Annotated in this window: 22 protein-coding genes and 1 pseudogene; 22 read left to right on the top strand and 1 reads right to left on the bottom strand. The window is 43.1% G+C overall.

Annotation, left to right across the window (positions count from 1 at the left end; translation table 11 throughout):
- From AC58UU_RS34070 to AC58UU_RS33965, 22 genes and pseudogenes are all read left to right on the top strand, one after another.
- A pseudogene (locus AC58UU_RS34070) lies at positions 1-1,042 on the top strand (hypothetical protein); the annotation flags it as partial.
- Between the two features lie 388 nt (positions 1,043-1,430).
- On the top strand, positions 1,431-4,562 hold the full coding sequence (locus tag AC58UU_RS34065) for an S-layer homology domain-containing protein (RefSeq protein WP_497321959.1): 3,132 nt from the start codon (positions 1,431-1,433) through the stop codon (positions 4,560-4,562).
- A gap of 121 nt (positions 4,563-4,683) precedes the next feature.
- Complete coding sequence (locus AC58UU_RS34060) at positions 4,684-5,190, top strand: hypothetical protein (protein WP_497321958.1); 507 nt, start codon at positions 4,684-4,686, stop codon at positions 5,188-5,190.
- A gap of 191 nt (positions 5,191-5,381) precedes the next feature.
- Complete coding sequence (locus tag AC58UU_RS34055) at positions 5,382-5,654, top strand: alpha/beta-type small acid-soluble spore protein (RefSeq protein ID WP_497321957.1); 273 nt, start codon at positions 5,382-5,384, stop codon at positions 5,652-5,654.
- A 341-nt stretch (positions 5,655-5,995) separates the two neighbouring features.
- A complete protein-coding gene (metK, locus tag AC58UU_RS34050; protein ID WP_497321956.1) occupies positions 5,996-7,201 on the top strand; it encodes a methionine adenosyltransferase in 1,206 nt (401 codons plus the stop codon).
- Positions 7,202-7,385: 184 nt separating this feature from the next.
- On the top strand, positions 7,386-7,685 hold the full coding sequence (locus AC58UU_RS34045; protein ID WP_497321955.1) for a hypothetical protein: 300 nt from the start codon (positions 7,386-7,388) through the stop codon (positions 7,683-7,685).
- A 188-nt stretch (positions 7,686-7,873) separates the two neighbouring features.
- Entirely contained in the window at positions 7,874-10,477 is a 2,604-nt protein-coding gene (locus AC58UU_RS34040) for a stalk domain-containing protein (RefSeq protein ID WP_497321954.1), read from the top strand.
- A gap of 94 nt (positions 10,478-10,571) precedes the next feature.
- On the top strand, positions 10,572-11,759 hold the full coding sequence (locus tag AC58UU_RS34035) for a sensor histidine kinase (protein ID WP_171640101.1): 1,188 nt from the start codon (positions 10,572-10,574) through the stop codon (positions 11,757-11,759).
- Positions 11,737-12,462 carry a response regulator gene (locus tag AC58UU_RS34030; protein ID WP_029194926.1) on the top strand — a complete coding sequence of 242 codons (726 nt, stop codon included), beginning with the start codon at positions 11,737-11,739 and terminating at the stop codon, positions 12,460-12,462. Before AC58UU_RS34035 ends, AC58UU_RS34030 begins: the two co-directional genes overlap by 23 nt.
- A 69-nt stretch (positions 12,463-12,531) precedes the next feature.
- Entirely contained in the window at positions 12,532-12,927 is a 396-nt protein-coding gene (locus tag AC58UU_RS34025) for a hypothetical protein (RefSeq protein WP_497321953.1), read from the top strand.
- Between the two features lie 47 nt (positions 12,928-12,974).
- Complete coding sequence (locus tag AC58UU_RS34020; protein WP_497321952.1) at positions 12,975-14,999, top strand: ATP-dependent helicase ComFA; 2,025 nt, start codon at positions 12,975-12,977, stop codon at positions 14,997-14,999.
- Positions 15,000-15,281: 282 nt separating this feature from the next.
- Positions 15,282-15,782, top strand: coding sequence for a ComF family protein (locus AC58UU_RS34015; RefSeq protein WP_497321951.1), 501 nt, complete (start codon positions 15,282-15,284; stop codon positions 15,780-15,782).
- Positions 15,783-15,891: 109 nt separating this feature from the next.
- Positions 15,892-16,314, top strand: a complete 423-nt coding sequence (locus AC58UU_RS34010) for a TIGR03826 family flagellar region protein (protein WP_497321950.1) — start codon at positions 15,892-15,894, stop codon at positions 16,312-16,314.
- Positions 16,315-16,423: 109 nt separating this feature from the next.
- Complete coding sequence (gene flgM, locus AC58UU_RS34005; protein WP_497321949.1) at positions 16,424-16,696, top strand: flagellar biosynthesis anti-sigma factor FlgM; 273 nt, start codon at positions 16,424-16,426, stop codon at positions 16,694-16,696.
- A 36-nt stretch (positions 16,697-16,732) separates the two neighbouring features.
- Positions 16,733-17,233 carry a flagellar protein FlgN gene (locus AC58UU_RS34000; RefSeq protein WP_497321948.1) on the top strand — a complete coding sequence of 167 codons (501 nt, stop codon included), beginning with the start codon at positions 16,733-16,735 and terminating at the stop codon, positions 17,231-17,233.
- A 29-nt stretch (positions 17,234-17,262) separates the two neighbouring features.
- Positions 17,263-18,867 (top strand): flagellar hook-associated protein FlgK, encoded by a 1,605-nt coding sequence (gene flgK / locus AC58UU_RS33995; RefSeq protein ID WP_497321947.1) that lies wholly within the window; start codon positions 17,263-17,265, stop codon positions 18,865-18,867.
- Positions 18,868-18,908: 41 nt separating this feature from the next.
- A complete protein-coding gene (gene flgL / locus AC58UU_RS33990; protein ID WP_497321946.1) occupies positions 18,909-19,823 on the top strand; it encodes a flagellar hook-associated protein FlgL in 915 nt (304 codons plus the stop codon).
- An 11-nt stretch (positions 19,824-19,834) separates the two neighbouring features.
- On the top strand, positions 19,835-20,416 hold the full coding sequence (locus AC58UU_RS33985) for a DUF6470 family protein (protein WP_497321945.1): 582 nt from the start codon (positions 19,835-19,837) through the stop codon (positions 20,414-20,416).
- Positions 20,417-20,495: 79 nt separating this feature from the next.
- Positions 20,496-20,951 carry a flagellar assembly protein FliW gene (gene fliW, locus AC58UU_RS33980; RefSeq protein ID WP_497321944.1) on the top strand — a complete coding sequence of 152 codons (456 nt, stop codon included), beginning with the start codon at positions 20,496-20,498 and terminating at the stop codon, positions 20,949-20,951.
- A gap of 4 nt (positions 20,952-20,955) precedes the next feature.
- Positions 20,956-21,183, top strand: coding sequence for a carbon storage regulator CsrA (gene csrA, locus AC58UU_RS33975; protein ID WP_497321943.1), 228 nt, complete (start codon positions 20,956-20,958; stop codon positions 21,181-21,183).
- Positions 21,184-21,348: 165 nt separating this feature from the next.
- Positions 21,349-22,758, top strand: a complete 1,410-nt coding sequence (locus AC58UU_RS33970) for a flagellin N-terminal helical domain-containing protein (RefSeq protein ID WP_497321942.1) — start codon at positions 21,349-21,351, stop codon at positions 22,756-22,758.
- 473 nt (positions 22,759-23,231) lie between these two features.
- Positions 23,232-23,528, top strand: a complete 297-nt coding sequence (locus tag AC58UU_RS33965; protein ID WP_497321941.1) for a TetR family transcriptional regulator — start codon at positions 23,232-23,234, stop codon at positions 23,526-23,528.
- A gap of 110 nt (positions 23,529-23,638) precedes the next feature.
- Here the strand turns inward: AC58UU_RS33965 and AC58UU_RS33960 are convergent, their stop codons facing one another.
- On the bottom strand, positions 23,639-24,520 hold the full coding sequence (locus AC58UU_RS33960) for a recombinase zinc beta ribbon domain-containing protein (RefSeq protein ID WP_497321940.1): 882 nt from the start codon (positions 24,518-24,520) through the stop codon (positions 23,639-23,641).
- Positions 24,521-24,808 lie beyond the last annotated feature (288 nt).

Genomic DNA, 24,808 nt, shown 5'->3' with positions numbered 1-24,808 from the left:
TAAAGAGTTGAAAAACATTCAATCCACAGATGGAAACGGTGGTATTGGAACAGCAAATAAATACCGTATCTCTGTGGCAACGAATGTAGTTGGAGGCGTAGCCGTAGTACCGGCAGCTGGAGCTGACTTTACAGCACCAATCACAGGAACAGACGCTGAATTCTTCAATGAAGAGCACAAGTTCACCTATACAGCAGCAGTGGCAGGAACAAATTCCGCAGAGTTTGTAGCTAAAGTAGAGAAACAAGTAGGAACAGGTGCCTGGAGCGAAATCTTCAACGTAACGAAAAAAGTTGAAGCTATCACAGCGGATACAGATCTGACTTATGAAATCCAAACGGTAAGTGATCTGGTTAATGCGATTGATACAAGCTCTGTAGCTGAAGCAACTTACGATACAACATCCGGAGATAAATTGACTGTTGCCGCACAAGAGTCTGCCGTAACAAGCAAACTTGCTAGACAAGTAAAGCTTACTGCAACAGATGGTGCGGGTAACAAAGTGGCAATCCCACAAACGATTCAATCGATCACAAGCTCTAACGGTATTGTTGCTAAAACAGACATGAACGCTGGTAAAGGTTATGTGATTGGTAACAAAGCAGGAGCAGCTTCATTGAATGTGGCATTCACCGACAACAAAGGTCAATCTGTCCTGAAAACTGTTAATGTAAAAGTGTTAGATAACGTTGTAACATCGAAGGAAGTAGTTGCTGGTAACACATCAAGAACAACTGCTGACTGGACGGCTGCTGTAACAAAAGCAACGAATGGTACAGATGGAACAGATGGCAAACCAAACGCATTCCGTTTGATGAATCTGAAAGTAACGGATAACTATGGCGTGACTTTCGAAGGATTTGAAGCACAACAATACAACTATCTGTTCGGTGTTGTCTTTACAGCTAAAGGTATTACTGGTACTGGTTCCGTAACAATTGACCAATACGGTAACATCACAGCAGGTGCTGGTGTAACTGGCTTTGATCTGGTGGCTACAACAGCAACAGGCATGTCCGTAAGCACATCTGTATTGAAATAAGCTGCAACATAAAAAAGGAGACCTTCGGGTCTTCTTTTTTAATTTCATATTGCTTAAACATGAACATTTTTCATAGTAATTTAACTGCGTTTTCAACAATTTGTAAAAAAATAAAAAATATTTTTCCGCAAAGCGCAACTTTTCTGAACCACATGCGTTTAATACTTTGAAAACAAGGAAATGATAACAAGCTTTAAAGACATATCTGTTATATTAAAATTTTTAACAAAAATAATTCTTTACGACGTATTTCGTCCATTGTATAATAAACAATGGTGTCACTATCTACCTTTATTAGTTTACTAGTTTCTAATGTGATTATATTAGAAGTCACAAGCGAACTTAGTTATAATTTATGCTCAACTCTGGAAAGGGGGTGAACAAGACAATGAGTGAATCGAGCTCAAATATGTTTACAACTAGAACAAATAAAATTAAAGATATTCAAGGAGGAGAAAAAAAGGTTATGAAAAAAAGTTTATCCGTAATTCTTTCTACAGCAATGGCATTATCTATGTTTTCTTCCGTAGCATTCGGTAAAACATCCGCTGATTTCACAGATCTTAAAGATCTTGACGCAGCTACAAAAGCAAAATTCGATGCATTGATCAGCGCAGGTATTTTTGATGGTGTGAGCGAAACAACATTTGGTCTTAAAGACGAAATGAACCGCGCTCAATTCGCAAAAGTTGCAGCTTTGATCACTGACGTTACAGTAAACAAAGATCTTAAAACTTCCAGCTTCTCCGATGTTAAATCCGATGACGCAGCTAATGGCTACGCGCTTCCTTACATCGAAGCTTTGAAAACTGCTGGTATCACTGATGGCTACGCTGAAGGTCAATACAACCCAGCTGGTAAAGTAACAAAAGAACAACTTGCTACTTTCCTAGTTCGTGTACTTGGTAAAGATGCAGACGCTAAAGCAAAAACAGGCACTGACACTACAGTTTCTGGCTGGGCTCAAGGTTATGTAGCATTGGCTCTTGAACTTAAACTTCTTCCTGCTGGCGCTGATGGCAAATTCGGTGGTCAAGCCAACGCAACTCGCGATCTTCTTTTGACTGGTGCATACGAAGCGAAAGCTCAATATGTATCCCCTGGTAAACTTTCCGTAACAGCAGCAAAAGCTACTGGTGCGAAAAAAGTTGAAGTTACTTTAAGCAAACCAGTTGATAAAGATAAAGCGAAATTTGAATTGAAAAAAGGTTCTGTTGTTATTGCTGTTGATGCAGTAGTGGATAACAAAACTGCAACTCTTACATTAAAAGATACTAAGCTTACTGAAGGTACTTACACTGTAACGCTTAGCGGTCTTGATGCAGCTACTGTAGACAAAACAACTGCTGAGTTCAAAGCTGAGAACGAAAAAGTTACTAAAATTGATTTTGCTAACGCAAGCGACACAATTGCAAAATCTTCTAAAGTTCGTATCCAAGTAAAAGCAACTAACCAATATGGTGAAAATGCTTCCTTCTCTTCAGGCGCATACACTGTATATTCCGATGCTGCAGCGAACGCGCAGTTGTCAAAAACTAGTTCAGGTGAACTTTTGCTGAAATTAGATACTAGTGGTACTGCATTCCCAACTGGTACTGGTCTTGTTCCGGTAAACATCTATGACAATGAGAACCATGTGTCAGTATCTAAAACTTTTAAAGTTGGAACTGTTCCATTCATCTCCAAAATGACACTTGGCGCAATTAAGTACTCAAATGGTAAAGCTTCACTCGGTATGAAAGGTGAAACTGCTACTTTCGATATTACAAATTTTGACCAGTACGGCAACGTAGTTGCTTATGATGCAGCTTCCGACGTAACAAACACTCGTGTTATATTCAGTGGATACGAACCAGCTTTGAAATATGAAGTTGGTGATTCTAATAGTGATGATATTACTGATGTGAAACTTTACCTAGACAATAATATCGACAAAGCATCAGAAATCTCGTTTACAGTTTATAACCAAGCGGGTTCTGGCACTGATAAAGTAAAATTGTCTTCCAGTAAAGTGGCAACAAAAATAGAAATTGGTGATATTTCTAGCCAATTAGCTGCAGGAGATGCAGATTTCTACGTACCAGTTGTTGCTTATGATGCTGAGGGTAACCAACTAAGCATTGATGATCTTGTTAGCGATCAAAACGTAGGAAGAATCAAAATTAGTTCTTCCACAGATGCGAGTGGTGTAGATAATTCAGTTCTTCAAACAAGCGGTGAGAACAGAGGTAAAGTGAAAGTTACATTACCTACTACTCTTACTTCTAGATCAATTGTTTCTGTTACAGCATATATTGCTGAGCCTAATGCGAGCAGCAACGACACAGCTACATTCACTGTTGGTGATGTTCGTGTACCAGAAAGCTTTAAAGTAGTAACGGATTCAGCTAAGAAAATTGCAGTAGGTGCGGAAAGCGCGTTCGAGATCCATGTTTATGACCAATATGGTAAGAAGTTGGAAAATCTTAAATCAACTGACGGTAACGGTAACGTAGGTACCGCAGTTAATTATCAAGTTGCTGTAACTACTGCTGTATATGGTGGTGTAGCGGTTAATACTCCGGACGGTACTTACACAGGCACAACTGTTAAGACTTTCGATGATGAGCATAAATTTACGTATCCAGCTGTAACTGCTTCTAATGCAAGCGGACAAATTACAGTTAGCATTCAAAAACAAGTTGGAGCAGGCGCATGGAGTGACATTACTTCCCCGCTTACGAAGAAAATCGAAGCTGTTACTGGAGATCTGACTTACTCCATCAACAACGTTGATAAACTTGTGAATGCGATTGATACAAGTTCTGTGACTGATTTTGTATATGATAATGATACTGTTAGTGGTGTTTCTACTGCTACTCTAACTGGTGCTCAACAAGAAGCTCCACTTACAAGTAAATTTGATAAACAAGTGAAACTTACAGCTACTGATAGTGCTGGTAACACGGTTGCAATTCCACAAACAATTCAAGCATTGTACAGTTCCAACCCTGTTGTTGCAAAAACAGATATTGATACAACAACTGGTAAAGGTTATGTGATTGGTAACAAAAAAGGAACTGCAACATTGAACGTTTCATTCCTTAACATCAAAAATGAAACTGTTCAAAAATCTGTAAACGTAAGCGTTCAAGATGATGTTCTGACATCAACAGCAGTTGTTGCTGGAAATACTACTAGATCTGCTACTGATTGGACTGCTGCTGTAACAGCTGCTACTGATGGTACAGAAGGTACAGATACTAAACCAAATGCATTTAGATTGATGAACCTGAAAGTAACTGATAACTATGGCATTACTTACGAAGGATTTGACGCACAAAAGTACAACTATCTGTTTGGTGTAGTATTCACAGTTAAAGCTGTTGCTGTTGATTCCGGTACTGTTGGTTCTGATCCAGATCATAACGTAACAATTGACAAGTTTGGTAATATCACAGCTGGAGCTAACGTTGATGGCTTCGATATTATTGCAACAACTGCAACTGGTTTGACTGCAACAACTTCCGTATCGAAGTAATACAGTCTTAAGCAGATTTATAAAAGAGAAGACCTTAGGGTCTTCTCTTTTTATTTAAGAAAACGAAAGGGGAATTAAATTGTTTGTGAAAAGAAAATTGGTTTATCTTTCAATAGTATTCATGGGTTTTAATATATTAATATCAACATCCCAAGCCGAAGCCCCAACCCCAGGCTCGTCCACCGACCCGGTGATCACAAAGAGCTACTTCGACCAGAACACCTTAAGCGAAGCAAAGGTGAAGGAGCTTGTCGCCTCCGCGATCGCGGCCAATGCTGGCGCAGGCCAGCCTGGCGGGAGCAACGGAGGCACGGGCACTTCCACGCCAGCGACAATGAAGGTTGTCCAATTGCAAAATGGACAAACGCTTCACGCCGGTGCTGGCGCCGAGTTTATCGTGCGAACAGGCAAGGTACTCGCCGTGAGCAACGATGATAATGGCATCCCGGATGTAACGGGAGGCAAAGATCTTCCAGCGGGGACAGAAGTCGCGCTGAATCATCTTTTGATCTTCCCGGCCGAAGGCCGTGGTATTAAGCCATCGCCGAAGAATACGGCGGACATCTTTGTCATGGTACGAGGAAGCTATTTATTGTTGAATGCCGACGGAAGTAAGGTTGCTCAATAAAATTTTTTGCGTATTGCACTGAATACTGCATGTATTTCATTAAAAGTCTTCTCCATAATTTTACCCAATCTGACAAGTTCTTATGCGGTTCGACTTCAGGAATCTAGCCATACTAGTGATGTACTCACATCATCGGCAATTGCTTATGGAGTGTCTTTATCACAACAAAAAACTCTAAGGAGGCGTTTGTTATGGCTAGAAGTAATAAAAAGGTGGTTCCTGAATCGAAAAAGGCATTGGATATTTTAAAGTATGAGATTGCTGCTGAATTAGGGTTGCCTGTCGGTAAACAAATGTCGCTTAATGCGGATACGGAGTTTGCGACAGAATTGGGTTCGATCCCTTCCTCTTCAATGAAAGAAGACTATTGGGGACATATCTCATCGAGAGATGCTGGGGCAGTCGGAGGAACGATTACTAAAAGACTGATTCAGAGAGCAGAAGAAGCACTATTTTCTTTATAGATGTTTATGTATTTTGGTGAATTATTCATAATTTCTTCACGGTTTGTTGCATTGACACTAGACGACAAATGACGTAAGATAACTAATTGAAGGTCAATATTTAATTTAACCTTTTCCAATCGGGAAAGGTTCATTTTTTTGTTGTCTTTATTCATGATTTACTGTTTGATTCTTATTTTTACCATTGCGGAATTCAAGGATCTTGTCAGCGCTTGAGCGCAAAAGAGGGATTCCGTTTGGCGTGAAAAGCTGCCGCTAAAGCCGGGCCCACTTTTTTTCATATAGAGGCATCGTGTAGAAGCTTTTCAAACATACTAAATGATATTAGGAGGATGAATGATATGGCGCAAGTACGTGGACGTCGTTTATTTACATCCGAATCCGTAACAGAAGGTCATCCGGATAAAATTTGTGACCAAATTTCTGACTCGGTATTGGATGCATTTCTTGCCAATGATCCGAATGCTCGTGTAGCATGTGAGGTATCTGTAGCAACTGGTTTGGTTTTGGTAATCGGTGAGATTACTTCAAGCTCTGAATATGTTGATATTCAAGCCATCGCTAGACAAACAATTAAGGACATTGGTTACACGCGTGCGAAGTATGGTTTTGACTCCCAAACTTGTGCGGTTCTCGTTTCTTTGAATGAACAATCCCCTGACATTGCACAAGGTGTTAACAGAGCCCTTGAAGCAAGAGAAGGTTCGATGTCTGATGAGGAAATTGAAGCAATTGGTGCTGGTGACCAAGGTCTGATGTTCGGATTCGCGGTTAACGAAACGCCTGAACTTATGCCTCTTCCAATCTCGATTTCTCACCAATTGGCTCGTCGTTTGACAGAAGTTCGTAAAAATGGAACTCTTCCATACCTGCGTCCTGATGGTAAAACACAAGTAACGGTTGAGTATGTAGATGATAAACCAGTTCGTGTTGATGCAATTGTTGTATCCACTCAGCATGGTGAAGAAGTTACGTTGGAGCAAATCCAAAAAGATATTAAAGAACATGTCATTAACCCAATCGTTCCAGCTCACTTGTTGGACGCGAACACTAACTATTTCATTAACCCAACTGGCCGTTTCGTTATTGGCGGACCTCAGGGGGATGCTGGTTTGACAGGCCGTAAAATCATTGTTGATACTTACGGTGGTTACGCTCGTCACGGCGGCGGCGCGTTCTCTGGTAAGGATCCAACGAAAGTTGACCGTTCCGGTGCGTACGCAGCACGTTATGTTGCGAAAAACATTGTAGCAGCTGGACTTGCTGAAAAATGTGAAGTTCAATTAGCTTATGCAATTGGTGTGGCTCGTCCTGTATCCATTGCTGTTGATACTTTCGGAACGGGTAAAGTAAGTGAAGAGAAGCTCGTAGAGCTGATCCACTCTAACTTCGACCTTCGTCCTGCGGGCATCATTAAAGAGCTTGATCTGCGTCGCCCTATCTACCGTCAAACAGCTGCTTATGGTCACTTCGGCCGTAATGATCTGGATGTTCCTTGGGAGCGTACAGATAAAGCTGAGTCTTTGAAAACACAAGCATTGGTTTAAATAATAGATGGAAAAGAAGAGCTGTCCAATTAGGACGGCTTTTCTTTATCTAAAATAATAAGAACATTTGTTTGTGTTATTTCCTTTTATTTGGTATAATATTTATATAGTCTGAAGATGCTCTAAGGTCGAGTATTATGGTATAATCATAAAAGAGCATTAAGTAAATGGATCGGGAGTGATAATGTTGGATATTGAATTGAAAGAAGCACTAACCGTGTTACTTAAGGCTGAATTATCACCAGTAATAGAGAGACTAGATGGAATTGACAATCGACTAGGCAGTATCGACGGACGATTAGATGGAATTGACAAGCGGTTGTACAGATTGGAATTGGAACAAACCCAAATCAGACAAGCTGTACTGGAAACGAATGAAACCGTGAAAAGAATGGAAGTCATTCAAGAGCAGCAGCATAGGATTATCGAGCTCCTATCGGCTCGGTCCATTGAACAAGAAGCTAAAATAAAACGAATTTTGTAAATATATAACTTACGCATCTCAAGCAGAGAGCAGACCCAGTTTGGGTTTTGCTCTTTTTTTGTGCTTTTTTTTGACGTATAAATACAACTTCTATTAAATCGTAACTTTTTCCATAGTTTAAGAGTCTAATAGATATCCGAAAAGATATATACTAGACTTAGACTGAAAGAGGAGAGTGGAAAAGCAACATGACGGTACAGAAGCAAGTAGGAATGGGTGCGCTGGCTTGCGCATTGGTGTGGCAATTGGTGGCGGGGACTACGGTAAACGCGGCAGGGCCGACGTTGACACTTAGTTCGCAGGAGACGATTACATCTGGTGCAATTATGAAGAATTACATTTGGACAACAACTAGAAGCAATAAGGACGTTTCGGTGAACGCCAATGTGGTAGAGGTCGATTTGACGAATCCGAACGTAAAGATAGACGCAATGGCTGGAACGAAGAATCAGTTCACGAAAAACCAGAGTGTTCTGGGCATGGTGAAGGATACTGGTGCAGTTGCAGGTGTGAATGGGGATTTCTTCAATACACAAGCGGAAGGTGTTCCGGAAGGCGCGCAAATTACGAATGGTCAAGTAATGGCGACCCCGGCGAAAATATCTGGACTTTATTCTTTTGCGATTACGAAGAGTAATCAACCAATTATTGATATTTTTGATTTTCAAGGCAGGGTGACCGCGAAAGACGGGACTTCTTTTGACCTTGGCGGTGTGAACAAAACGTATTATTGGGACGACAACGATGTCGCGATGATTGCAGACGGACTTTTCCTCTATACGAATGCTTGGGCTTTAACGCAGCGTGCGGTAGATGGGACACACGTTCCAACAGAAGCACTCATACAGAATGATGTAGTCAAGGAAATTGCCGTAGATACGAATATTAAAATGGTTGCTCCAGCAGATGGCTATATCCTCAGAGGCTCAGGCCTAGCTAGGGAGTTTATCGTTAATCACCTCAAAGTCGGAGATAAGATCACTACCAAATATGATATGGTCCCGCATGATGCGTCTAAGACGTATGATTGGAAGAATTTTAAAATGCTCATTGGCGGCAGCACACTGTTAGTGGATGAGGCGAAGCCAAGTTATTTTACACGTAATATTGGAGATTTCAGTGGCTACAGCCCACGTTCCCGAACAGCGATTGGCTATTCCAAAGACATGAAGACGGCTTATATCATTACTTCGGATCGTAGTGCAGGCAGTGCAGGGATGACACTTCCGGAGCTTCAGCAGTTTATGATTAGTGCTGGTGTTTGGAGAGGGATGGTCCTGGATGGCGGGGGATCGACGCAGATGGTTTCAAGACCACTCGGAGATTTTGATCCGAAGCTTGTTAATAAAACAGAGAATGGCAATCAGCGTTCCGTTGTAAATGGTGTGGGTGTGTATTCGACGGCACCTAAGGGCGATTTGAAGGGACTTATTTTAAAAGGTCAACATATTTTATTCATGAATGAATCCAGCACTTATCAATTTAAAGCTTATGATGACTATTATAATCCGATTTCCGTAGAGGGTATTGTTCCACAGTGGAGTAGTTCCACAACGAATGGAGCGTTCAAAGATAATGTGTTTACACCGACATTGCCAGGTAAGACTCAAATCATCGCCAAGTCTGGCAAAGGTTCAGCATCCATGGACGTCGAGGTTGTCGGAAGAGATCAGATTACTTCCATGAAATTTAACTCAGGAGCCTTTTCACTGACAGAAGGTGGAGATTTCAAGCTGCCTATATCCGTAACGACTAGAAGTGGCGCAACACGTGAATTGCCTGCGGCATCAGCGACTTGGGAGCTAAGTGGGGTTAAAGGGACTCTGAAAGACGGTATTCTTCATGTGGATAGCGCTTCGGGCTCTCAGGCTGCTCAGGTTATTGCGAGATATGATGGTTATAGCACGATGGTTACACTGCCTGTTGGCCAGGAGAAGGTTTGGTATGATCTAGATAAGTTTGCGGTTATGACAACAGGCGATAAGTACCCGGCAGAGGTTGTTTCAGCTGTAAATATTGTGCCAATTAGCGGCAATCAGAGTCTGGAAATCTCCTATGATTTTACAAAAGGAACAGGTACTAAAGCAGCTTATGCTAGATTCAATGGGATGAATGGTGCTCCGATTGAAGGAGAACCGGAATTTATTACAGCCAAAGTGCTCGGTGACGGAAGCTTTAACTGGGTGCGTGCAGAAATCATTGATGCGAATGGTAAGTTGAATTACGTAAGTTTCACTGAAAATATGAACTGGACAGGCTGGCGCAAGGTAACAGCTGATGTGTCCGACCTCAAATTCCCGATCAAAATCAAGAGTGTTTATGTCGCTAATCCAGCGAATGGACAGGATGAAAGGGCCTCAAAAGGGAAAATTAATATTGATGATATTTCTTTTATTTACAAAGGACAGCTAGCCGCTCTGCCGAAAAATACGATAAAACTTAATGTGTATAAGAAGCAAGCGACATTGAATGATAAATCCTATACGTTGGAGCAGGCTCCGACGATTGTGAATGATAATACGTTGGTTCCTCTTCGTTTCGTAACAGAAGCATTAGGCGGTAATGTGAAGTGGGATGACAAAGAGCGGAAGGTAACCGTTATTCGAGGAGACAAGCTGATTGACCTGTGGATTGATAATGCTGATCTGCTTGTAAACGGAGATCGTGTGACCGCTGAAGTGTCTCCTAAAATCATGAATAATGTGACGATGGTGCCTTTGAGACTCATTTCTGAGAGATTAGGCTTTAAAGTAGGCTGGGAACCCAAAAATTATGGGATTACGATCGAATAAATAGTGCTAGAAGTACACGGCAAACGGGTAGAACTATGATACAATATGGGGTAGACTAATTTCTAATATTGTTTTATAAAGGAGCTCGTTTCATTTGCAGCCAGACGCTATAGATCGTGTCATTAAAAACGCAATTAACGTCATGGAGAGCAGCAAGTATCAAATGTTTGAAATCGCTGAAGCTTCTCGTTTGGAAAAAGAGTCACTCACTCGCGAGCTCGAAGATATTAAGTATGAAACGAGTGTTACCATCGAGCTGGTTGACAATTTGGAGAAGGATTACAAGCGATCTCGTATTCGACTTACGGAGGTCAGTCGTGATTTCAATAAGTACCGTGAGGAAGATATCAAGATTGCTTATGAAGCCGCGATTGCTTTTCAATTACAGCTGACAATTGCTAGGGAAAAAGAAAATAATCTAAAGACTCGGCGCAATGATCTGCAGGTTCGCACGAAAAATGTGGACAAGCAGGTAGAGCGAGCAGAAACAATCGTATCGCAAATGAATGTGGTACTGGAATATTTATCGGGCGACCTCAATCAGGTGACTCGTATACTTGAATCCGCCAAGAACAGGCAATTACTCGGTTTGAAGATTATTTTGGCCCAAGAGGAAGAGCGGAAGCGAATTGCGCGTGAAATTCACGATGGTATGGCTCAAACCTTGGCGAATGTTGTGCTTCGAACTGAAATTGCCCAGCGTATGCTTGTAAAAGAGGATATTCCCGCGGTAAAGGAAGAATTAGTAGATTTGAAGGGTCAAGTCAGAGGGGGGCTTGAAGAAGTTCGTAAGATCATCTTCAACCTCCGTCCGATGGCGCTCGATGACTTAGGAATCGTTCCGACACTGCGTAAATATGTACAGGATTTTGAAGATAAGTATAGAATTCGCACTCAGTTTAATCTCGTTGGCAAGGAGACTCGCATTCCGTCTGGGCTTGAAATTGCTATTTTCCGACTTGTGCAGGAAGCTTTATCTAATGTAAATAAGCATGCGAAAGCTACTTTCCTATCTGTTGAACTCACACTGGAGCCAGATCAAGTACAAATCTACGTGGTAGATAACGGGATCGGTTTCGACGTGCCGCAGACAGAACAAAGAATAGCCAAGGGGAATAATTTCGGCTTGCTGGGCATGCGTGAGCGTGTTGAGCTGCTGGAAGGTACGATGGTTCTAGAGTCCGAAAAAGATTCAGGTACAAAAATTACGATGCTAATCCCTATCGGCGGCGTTGGAGAGAACAAGGAGGAAAAACAGAATGGACAACACGGCGAGTCATAAACGCAATGTGCATATTGTCATTGCGGACGATCATCAGCTGTTTCGCGAAGGTGTTAAACGAATTATTAATATGGAAGATGATATGGAAGTCATCGGCGAGTGCGGTGATGGTATCCAGGTTATCGAGCTGTGCAATCAAATCACGCCGGATATTGTTCTCATGGATATTAATATGCCGCTCGAGAACGGCGTTGTGGCGACTGAACGGCTTAAGCTTATTTTTCCAGACATTAAAGTAATCATTTTATCCATTCATGATGATGAGAGTTATGTGTTCGAAACTCTTCGTAAAGGGGCTTCAGGTTATTTGCTGAAGGATATGGAAGCGGAGTCGCTCATTAATGCCATTCGATCCGTAGTGGCTGGTCATGCTTACATTCACCCGAAGGTTACGGGCAAGCTGATTAATCAGCTCAGACGGATGACCTATTTGGATGATGTAGGTGTTGTTGGTTCCGGCCAAGGCGTCAAAGATTCAGGTCTTAAATACATACATAATGCAAATAGTCCGCTAACCAAGCGAGAAGCAGAAGTTCTTCGTCTTATGGCGGAAGGTAAAAGCAATAAACTGATCGGAGAGTTCCTCTATATCAGTGAAAAAACGGTGAAAAATCATGTCAGCAGCATCCTTCAAAAAATGGAAGTTGATGATCGTACACAAGCTGTTATTATAGCAATTAAAAATGGTTGGGTGACGTTGTAATCTCCATTTTCACGAGAGGAACCCCCCTTAACTTTGCAGCATACACTGCAGGTAAGGGAGGGACCCGCTATGTGGATTGGATTGCTTTGGATCTTAGGTTGCTACGGAATCAGCATTGCTGTGCTCCATTTATTGCTCGGAACCCGCAGAGGTGGAAGCAAGAAAACGGCTAATGTGCTGCTCGTCACCAAAAATAATCAAAACCAAATTGAATGGTATATTCGCTCCTTGTTTTTCTTCTCGCGATTTAAGGGCAACGAAGTGAAGGCAACGATATTCGATGAAGGATCGTCCGACGATACGAGGAAAATCATTGAGCGCTTATCCCATAGCCATTTGCTAGAGCTTAGGTATCAGACGGATTATGATGCGGTCGACCACTATTTACGTCAACACGATAGTGAACCCGTGACTGTTGTTCATCTAAGCAGCAGGGAGGATCTTGTGAAGATCCGTGTCGGTTGAAGGCAACGGTTTCAAGTACTTAGTTTACAAAGAGAGTAAGGTGAGGAATGAAGGTTCAACTTTACGCAGTTTGTTTGGGAAAAGAGTGGGAGTGGCGATTAACGATTCACTCACAGACGGACATCCAATATTGGTTCGAGCAATACGCAGCCGACGCCGGCCTCGTACTGTTCGAACCTTTTATTTCGTTAGGGCAGGGTGTGCGGATGCTTCAGAGGCTGAATGCAGATGAGCGGTTGGCGTCTGAATCGCATGACGAGAGAGTTTTGGAGCGGCTTCGGCAGATTATGCATGAATACAATATGCCTATTGGTGAAGATCTTCGTATGCATAAGATTAAATATGAGGTGTGGAAGCAAGGGAAGTATCCCCGTAACACGTTGGATGCGCATGTATATGCCATTATTGTGGAAGCTTGTAGCGGTCGGTCGCTGCTTGTAGAGGAATTTCAACAACTGTTGGTGGCGATTGGGGTAGATTTAGGGACAGGAGATGCGTGGCTATCCTATCTGCAGCTTGCTCATCTCAACGGTGATGTTGAGGTGAGGAATGGACTGGAAGTGATCGCGCGCCGAGATTGGCGTCAGGGGTTTAGACAGACGATGAGTTACACCTGTAAGCGGTGTGGAAGTGGTGCGGAGCGCATGTTTTGGTCGGATTGCCTGTATTGCGGACAAGCCTGTCCTTATTGTGAGGAGTGCCTGACTATGGGACGGGCTCGGTTTTGTTCTTTGCTTGTTATTGGGCGCTCGAGGGAGGTTGCGCCTTATGTGGTGAATACGACGGGGTCTCGGTTGGGGCAAAGTGGCGTGCAAGTTCGAGAGAGGAGGGAAGAACAGGAAGAGCAGCTTCGCGCTTATATTGAGCCATGGGGGCTCAGTGAGGCCCAGGCTAAAGCATCGCTGGAGGGGCTTCGTTATATAAGTGGGAATGGTGTTGAGAACTCGAGGGAGAAACGGGCTGGTTATGGAAGAGTAGGGTGGCCAGTAAGTAGTGCTAGGAGAGGCAGCGAAAGAGCGGGAGTTGAAGCAAAAGCGAAATCAAAAGCGAACAATCTGTTCCCGCGAAAGTTTTTGATCTGGGCAGTTACCGGCGCAGGGAAGACTGAGATGATATTTCCATTTATCCATCACACCGTAGCAAGAGGAGGGCGTGTACTTATCGCGACACCACGTAAAGACGTGGTGTTGGAGCTGCAACCGCGGATTGGGCGAGCGTTTGCTGATTACAGCGTGGTGACGCTGTATGGTGGAAGTGATCAGCGCTGGGAGCAGGGGCAGATCACGATCGCGACAACGCATCAGCTGCTGCGCTTTCATGAGGCCTTTGATCTTGTCATCATCGATGAGATTGATGCTTTTCCTTACCATAACAATCCCATGCTTGCTTATGCAGCGGCTAAAGTCTGCAAGCCAAGTGGAACGAATATATTGCTTTCGGCTACACCGCCGAGGGCTGTAAGGCAGGCTGCTAAGCGGGGGAGTTTACCGCATGTTCGAGTGCCGGTACGCTTTCATAGGCACCCATTGCCAGTTCCTCAATTGGTTTCGGTCCCACCTCTGAGGAAAGTGGTCCAGTCACAAACAATGCCGGTTTCATTATTTGCTAAGCTGGTGGCCTCGGTGGAACGGGGTGCCCAGGTGTTTGTTTTTGTCCCCAACATTCAATTGGTCGAGCCAATTGTTAGTCTTCTAAGGGCTAAATTAAGCCATGGAATGAGTGAAACCATTGTTTGCATCGAGGGAACTTCATCAAAGGATCTTGCTCGAACAGAAAAGGTACAGCTTTTTCGAAACAGAGAGATACGTGTGCTAGTCACAACAACGATTTTGGAACGAGGAGTCACAGTGCCAAAGTCTGATGTGTTTATTATGGATGCCGATTCACAGCTATTTGATGAAGCAGCGCTCGTTCAGATGGCTGGGCGTGCAGGTAGGTCGCAGGACGATCCGGCAGGGAAGGTCTATTTTGCAGCAAAAGAAATCACGCAATCTCAAAAGGAGGCTATTCGACAAATTAGGCAGATGAATCGTATCGCTCGTAAACATGGTTATTTATTAAGGGGGAAATGAATGAGCTATAAGCAAATGAATATGAGGATTTTGATTAAAAAAGTGATGGGTTCGGTAGCTTCGCTGCTTAGTCCGCTAAAAAAGGAATGTTTACTTTGTAAGCAGAATAGCACTCTCCATGCTAATGAATTAGGACTTTGCCATACGTGTTACACACGGATTCCGTGGATTAGAGAAGCGCTTTGTCGAACTTGTGGACGAGGGGAATTTTGCTCAGACTGTCAACGGAGGCCTCATTCCTATTTTATAAGAAGCCGAAGCGCTGTCAGATATGATGAAACGATGAAGGAATTATTGGCGCGATATAAATATCGTGGAGATGAGCGTTTGAAGACGGTCCTCGGGCAAATGCTTGTACATTCGTATCAGTTATTACATAAAGATAGAGAGACTTTTCCATCAGAATCCGATTCTGCGAAGGAGTTTATCACTTTCGTGCCAGTGAGCGAGCGCAGAATGCTTGAACGTGGGTTCAATCAAGCGGAGCAGATGGCTGTTGAACTAGGTCAAAGAATAGGGATTCCTGTCATACCCCTTCTAAAGCGTTCCAAGCATACAGATAAACAAAGCTTCAAGAAGAGGAGTGAACGGCTGGACGATTTGGAGCATGTTTTTGAGGTGAATGATTCAATTCATGAATATTTGGGAGAATCCTCTGCAACTTCGTTTGTTATATATATCGTGGATGATGTTTATACGACTGGGAGTACTATGAATCAGTGTGCCAAGGTTCTTAGGGAGTACATATCTGCAGAAGTATTCGGACTAACGTGGGCACGGTAGCAGGAATTTCCGCCACATCTGTCAAAAATATTATTGTGCAAACGCTGTCGAATTGCTGTAAACTGGAATTAATAATTGGGTAATGGGAATAATAGGAGGGGGCTATACAATGGGCATGAATGTAGCTAATTGTCCGCGCTGCGGGAAAATATTCGTTAAAGGCTTTAACGAGGTTTGCCCGAACTGTGTGAAGGATTTGGAACAGCAGTATGAGAAATGTTTGAAATACCTGCGTGAAAACAAAGGTACCACTATAAATGATTTAAGTGAGGCAACAGGGGTAGCGGTTAAACAGATCACTAAATTTATCCGTGATGGCCGAATTTCCATTGTGCATGCGCCGAATATGTCCTATCCTTGTGAAGTGTGTGGAACTTTAATTCGTGAGAATACGATTTGTGAATCGTGCCGCAGCAAGCTTATTAAGGATGTAAGGAACAATGCTGAGGATGAACGGAGAGACGAAGAGCGTAGGCAACGGGAGAACAAGATTACTTACAACATTCAGGATCGACTAAATAATAAACGATAATTTAGAAATAGGTTAGTAGTGATATAAAGTTTCATATTGGAGATGCCGATAATAGTTCTAAAGATTATCGGCATTTTATTTAGGTCAGATAACATAGGAGTGTTACGGTATGAAAATTAATGATAATCAACGAATCGGAGCCATCAATCCGTATAAGAAAACAGGAGATGCGACTTTCGCTCATGCTACTGGAAAGAAAGGTAAGTTGAAGGATCAAGTTGAGATTTCGGCTGAAGCGAAAGAACTCTTAGGAGCTTCAGCAACTGCTCGTACGGAAGAGCAAACACTTCGAATCGAACAATTGAAATCGTCCGTCGCGGCGGGGACTTATCGTGTGGATGCGACTAAATTAGCGGAGAAAATCCTTCCTTACTTGAAATAAATTACGTGTATACAACAGATAGAAGAAGGTGACCTCATGTCTATTCAGCCCTTGTTGGAAACGATGGATAAGCTTCAGGAAGCACATGAAGCATTGCTTGAACTTGCTAAGGTGAAAACGCCAGTTCTTGTTAGCAATGACATCGATCAACTGAATATGATTGTAAATCGAGAGAACAAGTGGGTCAGAGCGATTGCAGAAGCGAATCAGCAACGTTTGCAGCTTGTTGGCGCTTATTTGATTACCAGAGGGTATAATCCTAATCCGAAAATTACAGTCAGTGATCTCATAAAGGTAATTTTTAAAGCAGAAGAAAAGCAAGCCCTTTCACAAGCCCAGCAAAAACTGCTGGCAACGATTAAAGAATTAAAAGAATGCAACTATATAAATCAACAATTAATAGAGCAATCACTTTCTTTTATTGATTATTCAATTGATCTGGTATTGGGAGCACCTGAGGACGATTTGGTGTACCAGAACCCACATCTACAAGCTTACGGAACGAAAAGGCCAGGCATTTTCGATACAAAGGCTTAATATTCGCAAATGAAAGGAGATAAGAGTATATGCGTTCCACCTTCAGTGGATTAGAGATTTCCAAGCGTTCTTTGTTTACGCAGCAAGCAGCATTGACGACGACAGGTCATAATATCGCGAATGCGAATACGAAGGGATATTCAAGACAGGTTGTCAATATGGTGGCATCCATCCCAATTGATTATCCTGGGTTTTCGAGAAGTAATGTTCCGGGTCAGATGGGTCAAGGTGTTGAATTTGATAGTATTGTGCGTATTCGTGAGAAATTCCTGGACAGCCAGTTTCAAAATGAAAATAAGAATTTAGGGGAATGGACAATTCGTAAGGATACGCTAGAGAAATTGGAGGCTATTATTAACGAGCCTTCGGATACGGGTATCCGCCAGACGATTGAAGGATTCTGGAATGCATGGCAAGAGCTGAGTAAATCGCCAGAGAATACTACAGCCCGCGTTTTGGTTAAAGAGCGGGCGCTAGCGCTGACAGATGCATTCAATCAAACATCACGCCAATTAAGCGATCTGTCTGGTGATTTAACAGAAAATATTGAAGTGAAGGTTAAGCAAGCAAATCAGTACCTATCACAGGTTTCCCACCTAAATGAAGAGATCTATCGTATTGAAGGACTTGGGGATAGCGCTAATGATCTCAGGGATCAACGAGATTTGTTAATGGATGATATCTCCAAAATAATAAACGTCAGCTACACCGAAGATGCATCGGGTTACAATGTGAAAATGGGGAATACCCAACTTGTCACCGGCAAAACAGTAGATACAGTTCTTACTAGAGCGTCATTGGAAGGGGCTGCTGGAGCTGACTTGAACAGTGGTGAAGTGTATGGAATGATACAGTCACGTGATTATTATGTATCCAACTACCAATTCCAGCTAAATAGTATGATTAAGACGCTGGTCCAAGGAGACATGAAGGCTGCACTTCCGGAAGGTATGGTTGTGCCTGCTGGAACAACGCTGACCATTGCCAACGCGGACGGCACGACAACGCAGCAAGTATTCAATGGCACAATCGCTCAGAGAACGCTTGGAGCAAATACGAACGTGATCGTAAAAGGCTTCAATGGGCTTCATCAATTGGGATATGCATCATCAAGTCCCCTTAAAACGGGTACTCCATTCTTCACCATTAAACCAGGCACTACCGATTTCGATGCAAGCAGCATAACGGTAAATCCCGATATAGTTAAGGATGTTTCTAATATCTCATCCTCATCTAGAACCTATACCGATACCGATGGGGTCGAGAAGGTAGTGAAGGGGAACAATGATATGGCGCTTCTGCTTGCAGGCGCTCGAAACAGCAAAGTAAATTTTGATCCCTCGGCTTCAGGTAAACCCATTTTGACAGACGGAACTTTTGATGAGTTTTTCAGATCCATTGTCGGAGAGCTGGGTGTTCAAAGCCAAGAGGCTACCCGACAAACGACAAACCAGCAAATCCTTGTAGATCAGGTCGATTCGAGAAGGCAATCGGTAAGCGGTGTTTCGTTGGATGAAGAGATGGCCAACATGATCAAATTTCAACATGCCTACAATGCTGCCGCTCGTGTTATGACTACTTTCGATGAAACGCTGGACAAAGTTATTAATGGCATGGGTACAGTTGGACGCTAGGCTAAAAATAACTTCATAACAATGAGGCAGGTGACAATGCTATGACAACAAGAGTTACGCAGGGAATGCTTAATAATCAACTGTTAAGAAATATTAGTTCCAACCTGACTCGGATTAATAACCACCAAAATGAACTATCGACAGGACGTAAAATTAACAAAGCATCGGATGATCCGGTGGGAATCAGCTTCTCCCTTCGTTATCGGAGCGAAGTATCTGCGACTGAACAGTATGAGAGCAATGTAGATGCGGCGATTTCTTGGCTTGATTACACAGACACGGCACTTGGACAAGCTAACAGTGTAATTCAGCGTGTTCGGGATTTAGCTGTTCAAGGAGCTAACGGAACCAATCCGCAGGCGGCTTTGGATTCGATTAATAGCGAGGTCAAACAACTCTATTCCCAAATGGTTACGATTGGTAATAGTGAATTTAATGGGAAATATGTGTTTAATGGTCAATTAACGGACAAGCCTCCCTATACAGAGGCCACTGCGGATACTGACAAGGTCGATCAGGGTGAAATTAAATTCGAAATTGGAACCGGTGTGAAAATTGCTGCGAACAAGCCGGGTGATAGCGTATTTGGTGAGGCAGACGATCCTAACGCACCAGGGACGAAGGATAATATTTTTAGAGTGCTTAAAGATTTGGTCTCTGCCCTTGGAGCAGGTGATACGAGTCAAGTAAGCGCCATTATTGGACGAATTGATAAGCAAAACGACAAATTTCTGGAAGCTAGAGCGGATGTTGGGGCAAAATCAAACCGAATAGAGCTGGCCAAATCAAGGTTGCAAGATATCAGTGTGAATCTGCAATCGTTACAATCGAAGACGGAAGATGCAGATATCTCAGAGGTAATTACCAATCTTAAAACCGATGAGAATGTGTATCAAGCGTCTTTATCTGTAGGATCTAAAATCATTAGTGCGACACTTGTCGATTTCCTTCGCTAGGAGGAAGATAGATGAGCAATGTCTATTTCCCTCAAATACAGATCAGTCAGCAGTATGGCAAAATTGGCATTGATGCTGATCTAGGTAGACTGGAAATCCAACAGCCTAAAGCAACTCAAGAGCTTACTACGACCCTATCCAAGCTGGAAATCGATGCAAACCCAGGCAAGCTGTCCATCGACAATAGTAAATGGCACGACGCATTAGGATATGGTCCATTCCTCGAAACGATGAGCCGAATCTATTCGCAGTCCCAGAGCATTGCCCTTCAAGGTGTCGCAAAGATTGTTGAAGAAGGCAATCGGATGGCAGCTATTCATACGGGAGAGAATGCAATTAAAGCATTGGCAAAGGAAAGCACACAGGATATCGATTCCTCACAGTACATGTATATGGGTGAGGCTTCGTTGGATAATATAGACATACGTTATGAAGCTGGGGATCTCAGTATACATTTCGAACCTGCTCGTGTGGAACATCATGTTACGGTAAATCGCCCCCAAATCGAGTATTATCGAGGTAAGCTGGACATTTATATGCTTCAGTATCCGAAGGTGGAAATTACACCGCCGCAAATTGATGTAAAAACTTGAATATCACTTACAATGAAGCTATAGCTGCTTAATGCACCTATAGCTCGTTTTATATTAATCACGGAAGGGAAGCTGGGATATGTTAATAGAGACAAAAGCATTTGGAGAAATGCATTACGAAGAAGAGGAAATTATAACGTTTACTCAAGGGATTCCAGGTTTTGAGAAACTCCAAAGATATCTAGTTATTAAGTCAATTGAAGAAGATCCTATTGCTTATTTACAATCGGTAGATGAGGGCAGGGTGCATTTTGCAATCGTTAATCCGTTCTACGTCCATAAGGAGTATGAGTTTCGTATAGATGAAGCTGATCAGAAGGAGTTGGAGATTCAATCAGAAGCAGACGTAGAGGTTTGGTCGATTCTTACGATAAGTGAACATATGCAGGAGATGACAGTTAACTTATTAGCACCAATTATTATCAATACGCAACGTAAACTAGCTAAGCAGATTATTTTGTATGGTTCAGCTTACCGAACGAAACATCGGTTAACCGAGCTCATGGCGGCATCTAATCTGATCGAAGGGGAGTGAAGGGATGCTTGTTCTTTCAAGAAAGCCTGGGGAATCCATTATGATTGGAGATCAAATCGAGCTCATTGTACTCGGTACAGAGGGAGATGTGGTCAAGCTAGGGGTTGTCGCACCTAGGGAACAACAAATTTTGCGCAAAGAAATCTATTTGGCACTTAAGGAATCTAACCAAGAGGCATCGAACCCAGCAGCTAATTTGAATAAGTTGAGGGACTTTTTTAAAAAAGTGTAATTTTGAACGAAAAATATTCTAAATACTATTAACTTTCTATAGGACCATTCCGATAAATAAAATAGAGAGAGGGAGATAAGGGCGGCCGACCTGAATTAACCTCTTCATAATACAATCAACCACCACATGGATGTGGGGTTTTGAACTTCAAGGAGGAAGAAAATTATGATTATTAACCACAATATCGCAGCTTTGAACACACACCGTCAGTTGGGTACCAACACTGCTAACACAAGCAAGAATATTGAGAAATTGTCTTCGGGTCTTCGCATCAACCGTGCAGGTGACGATGCAGCTGGTTTGGCAATCTCCGAAAAAATGCGTGGTCAAATCCGTGGTTTGGATATGGCTTCTAAAAATGGACAAGATGGTATTTCCCTTATCCAAACTGCTGAGGGTGCTTTGAGTGAAACTCACTCTATTCTTCAACGTATGCGTGAATTGGCCGTACAATCTTCTAACGGAACAAACACAGATACAGACCGTGGCGAAATCCAAAAAGAAGTTAATCAGTTGACTCAAGAAGTTGACAGAATTCGTAACACCACTGAGTTCAATACTAAAAAACTAATAAACGGTAACATGGCTGTTTCGGCTGCTTCAGCAACAGCAGGTATTCAAAAGGTTACAGTAGCAAATGACAATATTACTGCTGGTACTTACACAATGACTGCAGCTGCAGCTACTAATGTTACTTTGGATATTCAGGTCGGCTCTTCAACGATCACAGGGTTTAATGCTGCAGCTGATGTAGACTTTGCTGCAGATGCTGATTTGGAAAACTTACAGTTAGGTTCTTACAAGTTAATTTCCTCCGATGCAGGTGGCGGTAACTTCAAGCTTGAACTTCAAGATGACGCAGGTAAAGTTGTTGCTTCCAATGCTTCTAGTGCTTCAGGAGCTGCTGCTACGCTTACTGGTACAGGTGGTGTAGTCTTTAAAGTTGCTGCGGCTGCAGTTACCTCCACTGGTGAAGCTAGCTTTACATTGGAAGCTAAAACTGGTGCGGCAATTAATTTGCAAAATGCAACTCCTGCAACAGTTGCAACATTGGCAAGCGGAACTACTTCTAAAAATGGAGTATTTACTGTTGGCGACTTGAAAATTGAGCTTAACTCTGAGGCATTTGCAGATAAAACTCAACTTTCTGCAGCAGCTTTCTTCACAGGGACAGTTGCGAATAACTCTGAATCATTCCAAATTGGTGCGAATCAAGGCCAAACTACAAAACTTGGTATTGGAGATATGAGTGCTGTAGCACTTGGAATTGACAAACTTGATTTGACAACAGCTGCAGGCGCAACTGCTGCAATCACAACTATCAATGATGCGATTGAAACCGTTTCAGGTGAACGTTCTAAATTAGGTGCTGTACAAAACCGTCTAGAGCACACTATCAACAACTTGAATACTTCTTCCGAAAACTTGACTGCAGCTGAATCTCGTATTCGTGACGTAGATATGGCTAAAGAAATGATGGAACAAACGAAGAACAACATCCTTGCTCAGGCTGCGCAAGCTATGCTTGCTCAAGCTAACCAACAACCACAAGGCGTACTTCAATTGCTTCGTTAATTTTTATTGAATTACAAGGAGATCCTAGATTATCTAGGGTCTCTTTTTTTTTGGTGGCGTGCCCGAGCACGCATTATCTAGTTGGTGCAAGTCCAACCAAGGGAGGAACCAAGCCACCCTTGTAGCTAGGATGCTTGCGTATAGCGAGAGTTGTGCGTAAAAGCGCATCGATGAAAGTACCTGTCAGAGACAGGGCGCCATGGAAGCTGTGGAGAACTTGGAACAACAGCGAAGAATCCTCCGGTGTAAAGGGATCGGCATGGTATGAAAGATAATGCAGTGAACTGGGGAGACCCTCCCCTGCACGAGAAAAAAACTCGTAGCGAGACGCTCTATAAGCCCAGAAGGTGAAGTAGGTAGTCTGCAGGAAGGGAGTCCGAGGGGCTCATAATACCGAAGAACCGAAGGACAACATAACCTTCAGGAGGGAAGGAGCCCTGCTTTGTTTACGCTTTTCAAGGAGGTACGAGTGAGTGAATGCCAAACGGCTAACGACACCAAAGGAAAAAGTTCAACAACTCCAAGAAAAGCTAGGTCATGCAGCCAAGGAGAACAAGAAACGTAAGTTCCACGCCTTGTACGATAAGGTTCACCGATGGGACGTTCTATGCGAAGCATGGAAAAGAGTGCGTGCTAACAAAGGTGTGGCTGGTATTGATGCCTTTACTCTTGCAGATATCGAGAAACGAGGCGAGATGTCGTTCATCAAGGAATGTCAGCGCGAACTGCAAGAAGGTACATACCATCCCTATCCAGTGAAGCGTCATTAAATTCCTAAAAAGGATGGTAAACAAAGACCGCTCGGAATACCGAAGGTAAGTTCATACTGCACGCCTCCCAATTTGGTTTTGGACTTTATAGCATAGTAACCCTATTTCAGCTATTTGACTGATGCAAGATGCCCAGAATCCTGTATGCGTTGTCGTAGTTCAATCTCTTTTTGCTCATCTAGCGGGATATCCCATGGCAATCCCGGTCCTATCTTTTGACCCTGCAATATCCCATGCTCAAGCCAATAATAGACAACATGGATAGATACCTTCAAGCGCTGCGCCACCTCCTTTACCGTGAAGCCTTGCCGTGGTAGTGAAAAGGCAGGTATTTTGTTTAAATAGCGTATCCACTTGATTGAGGGGACTGTGAAAATTCTACCTTCTGGTGTGCGTACGCCCAAATCGTTGAAATATATGACCATTTGCTTGTCGGTCATCGCCAGGGCGAGCTTACGAACCTGTTCTGTCTGTTCGGCTGTATGTTTTCTTGCAGTTCCCTTAGGCAGCGCTTTCCTGGTAAGCAATTCTTCATAGCATTGATTTCGCCATCTAAGACCTAGTCTAACATCCGGATTCCTCGCTTCAGTAAATACGGTAACATCTTCAACGAGCAACCGCAAAATTCGCTTGCGGTCCTTATATGTAGTTGTGGCTGAATTCCAAACGCGGGGCAGTTCTGCATCATCCTCTTTGTTGACTAGTTTGTCCATGATCTGTAGTGCGAGCTCCAACTGGGTGGGCAGCATGATCGCTAAAAGTCGATCACCAATAGCATGATCAATGCTAGGAGTGGGTACGGTGGTACAAGTTGCTCGGCGGCCATGCTCCCATCTGGCCTTACATTCATAAACAGGTGAGAGACCGCCGTTACCTGTACAGCGTACGCTCATGCGCCGTCCACATTTGCCGCATAGAACAAGACCTTGTAACAAAGCCGCTCCTTCCCGTGCGGGACCGCTTCGCTCCAGATTCGTGCGACTGTTTAACAATACCTGAAGGTTGTGCTCATAGACCTCCCAAGTGATATAGCAGGAATGATGATCTTGAATAAGCACCTCCCACTGTTCTTGGGGGAGACGTACGATAGATGGATAAAATGGCCTTGTTCATTGACGCGCTTCTGGTGTACAATATGCCAAGAACCCTACCGTGGGTCAATGTTCCCCATATGAGTTTTCCTGCCCAGGCTCCGCCGTAAGCTCGCTTAGGAAAGCGTAAGCTGTTTTGGGTGAAATATTGAACAACGCCATAGGGGCTGAGTATTCAGCCCTTTACTC

The organism is Paenibacillus sp. JT22N1 (assembly GCF_059692155.1).
The sequence above is the reverse complement of the archived record's forward strand: the minus strand, read 5'-3'. Positions and strand labels throughout refer to the sequence as shown.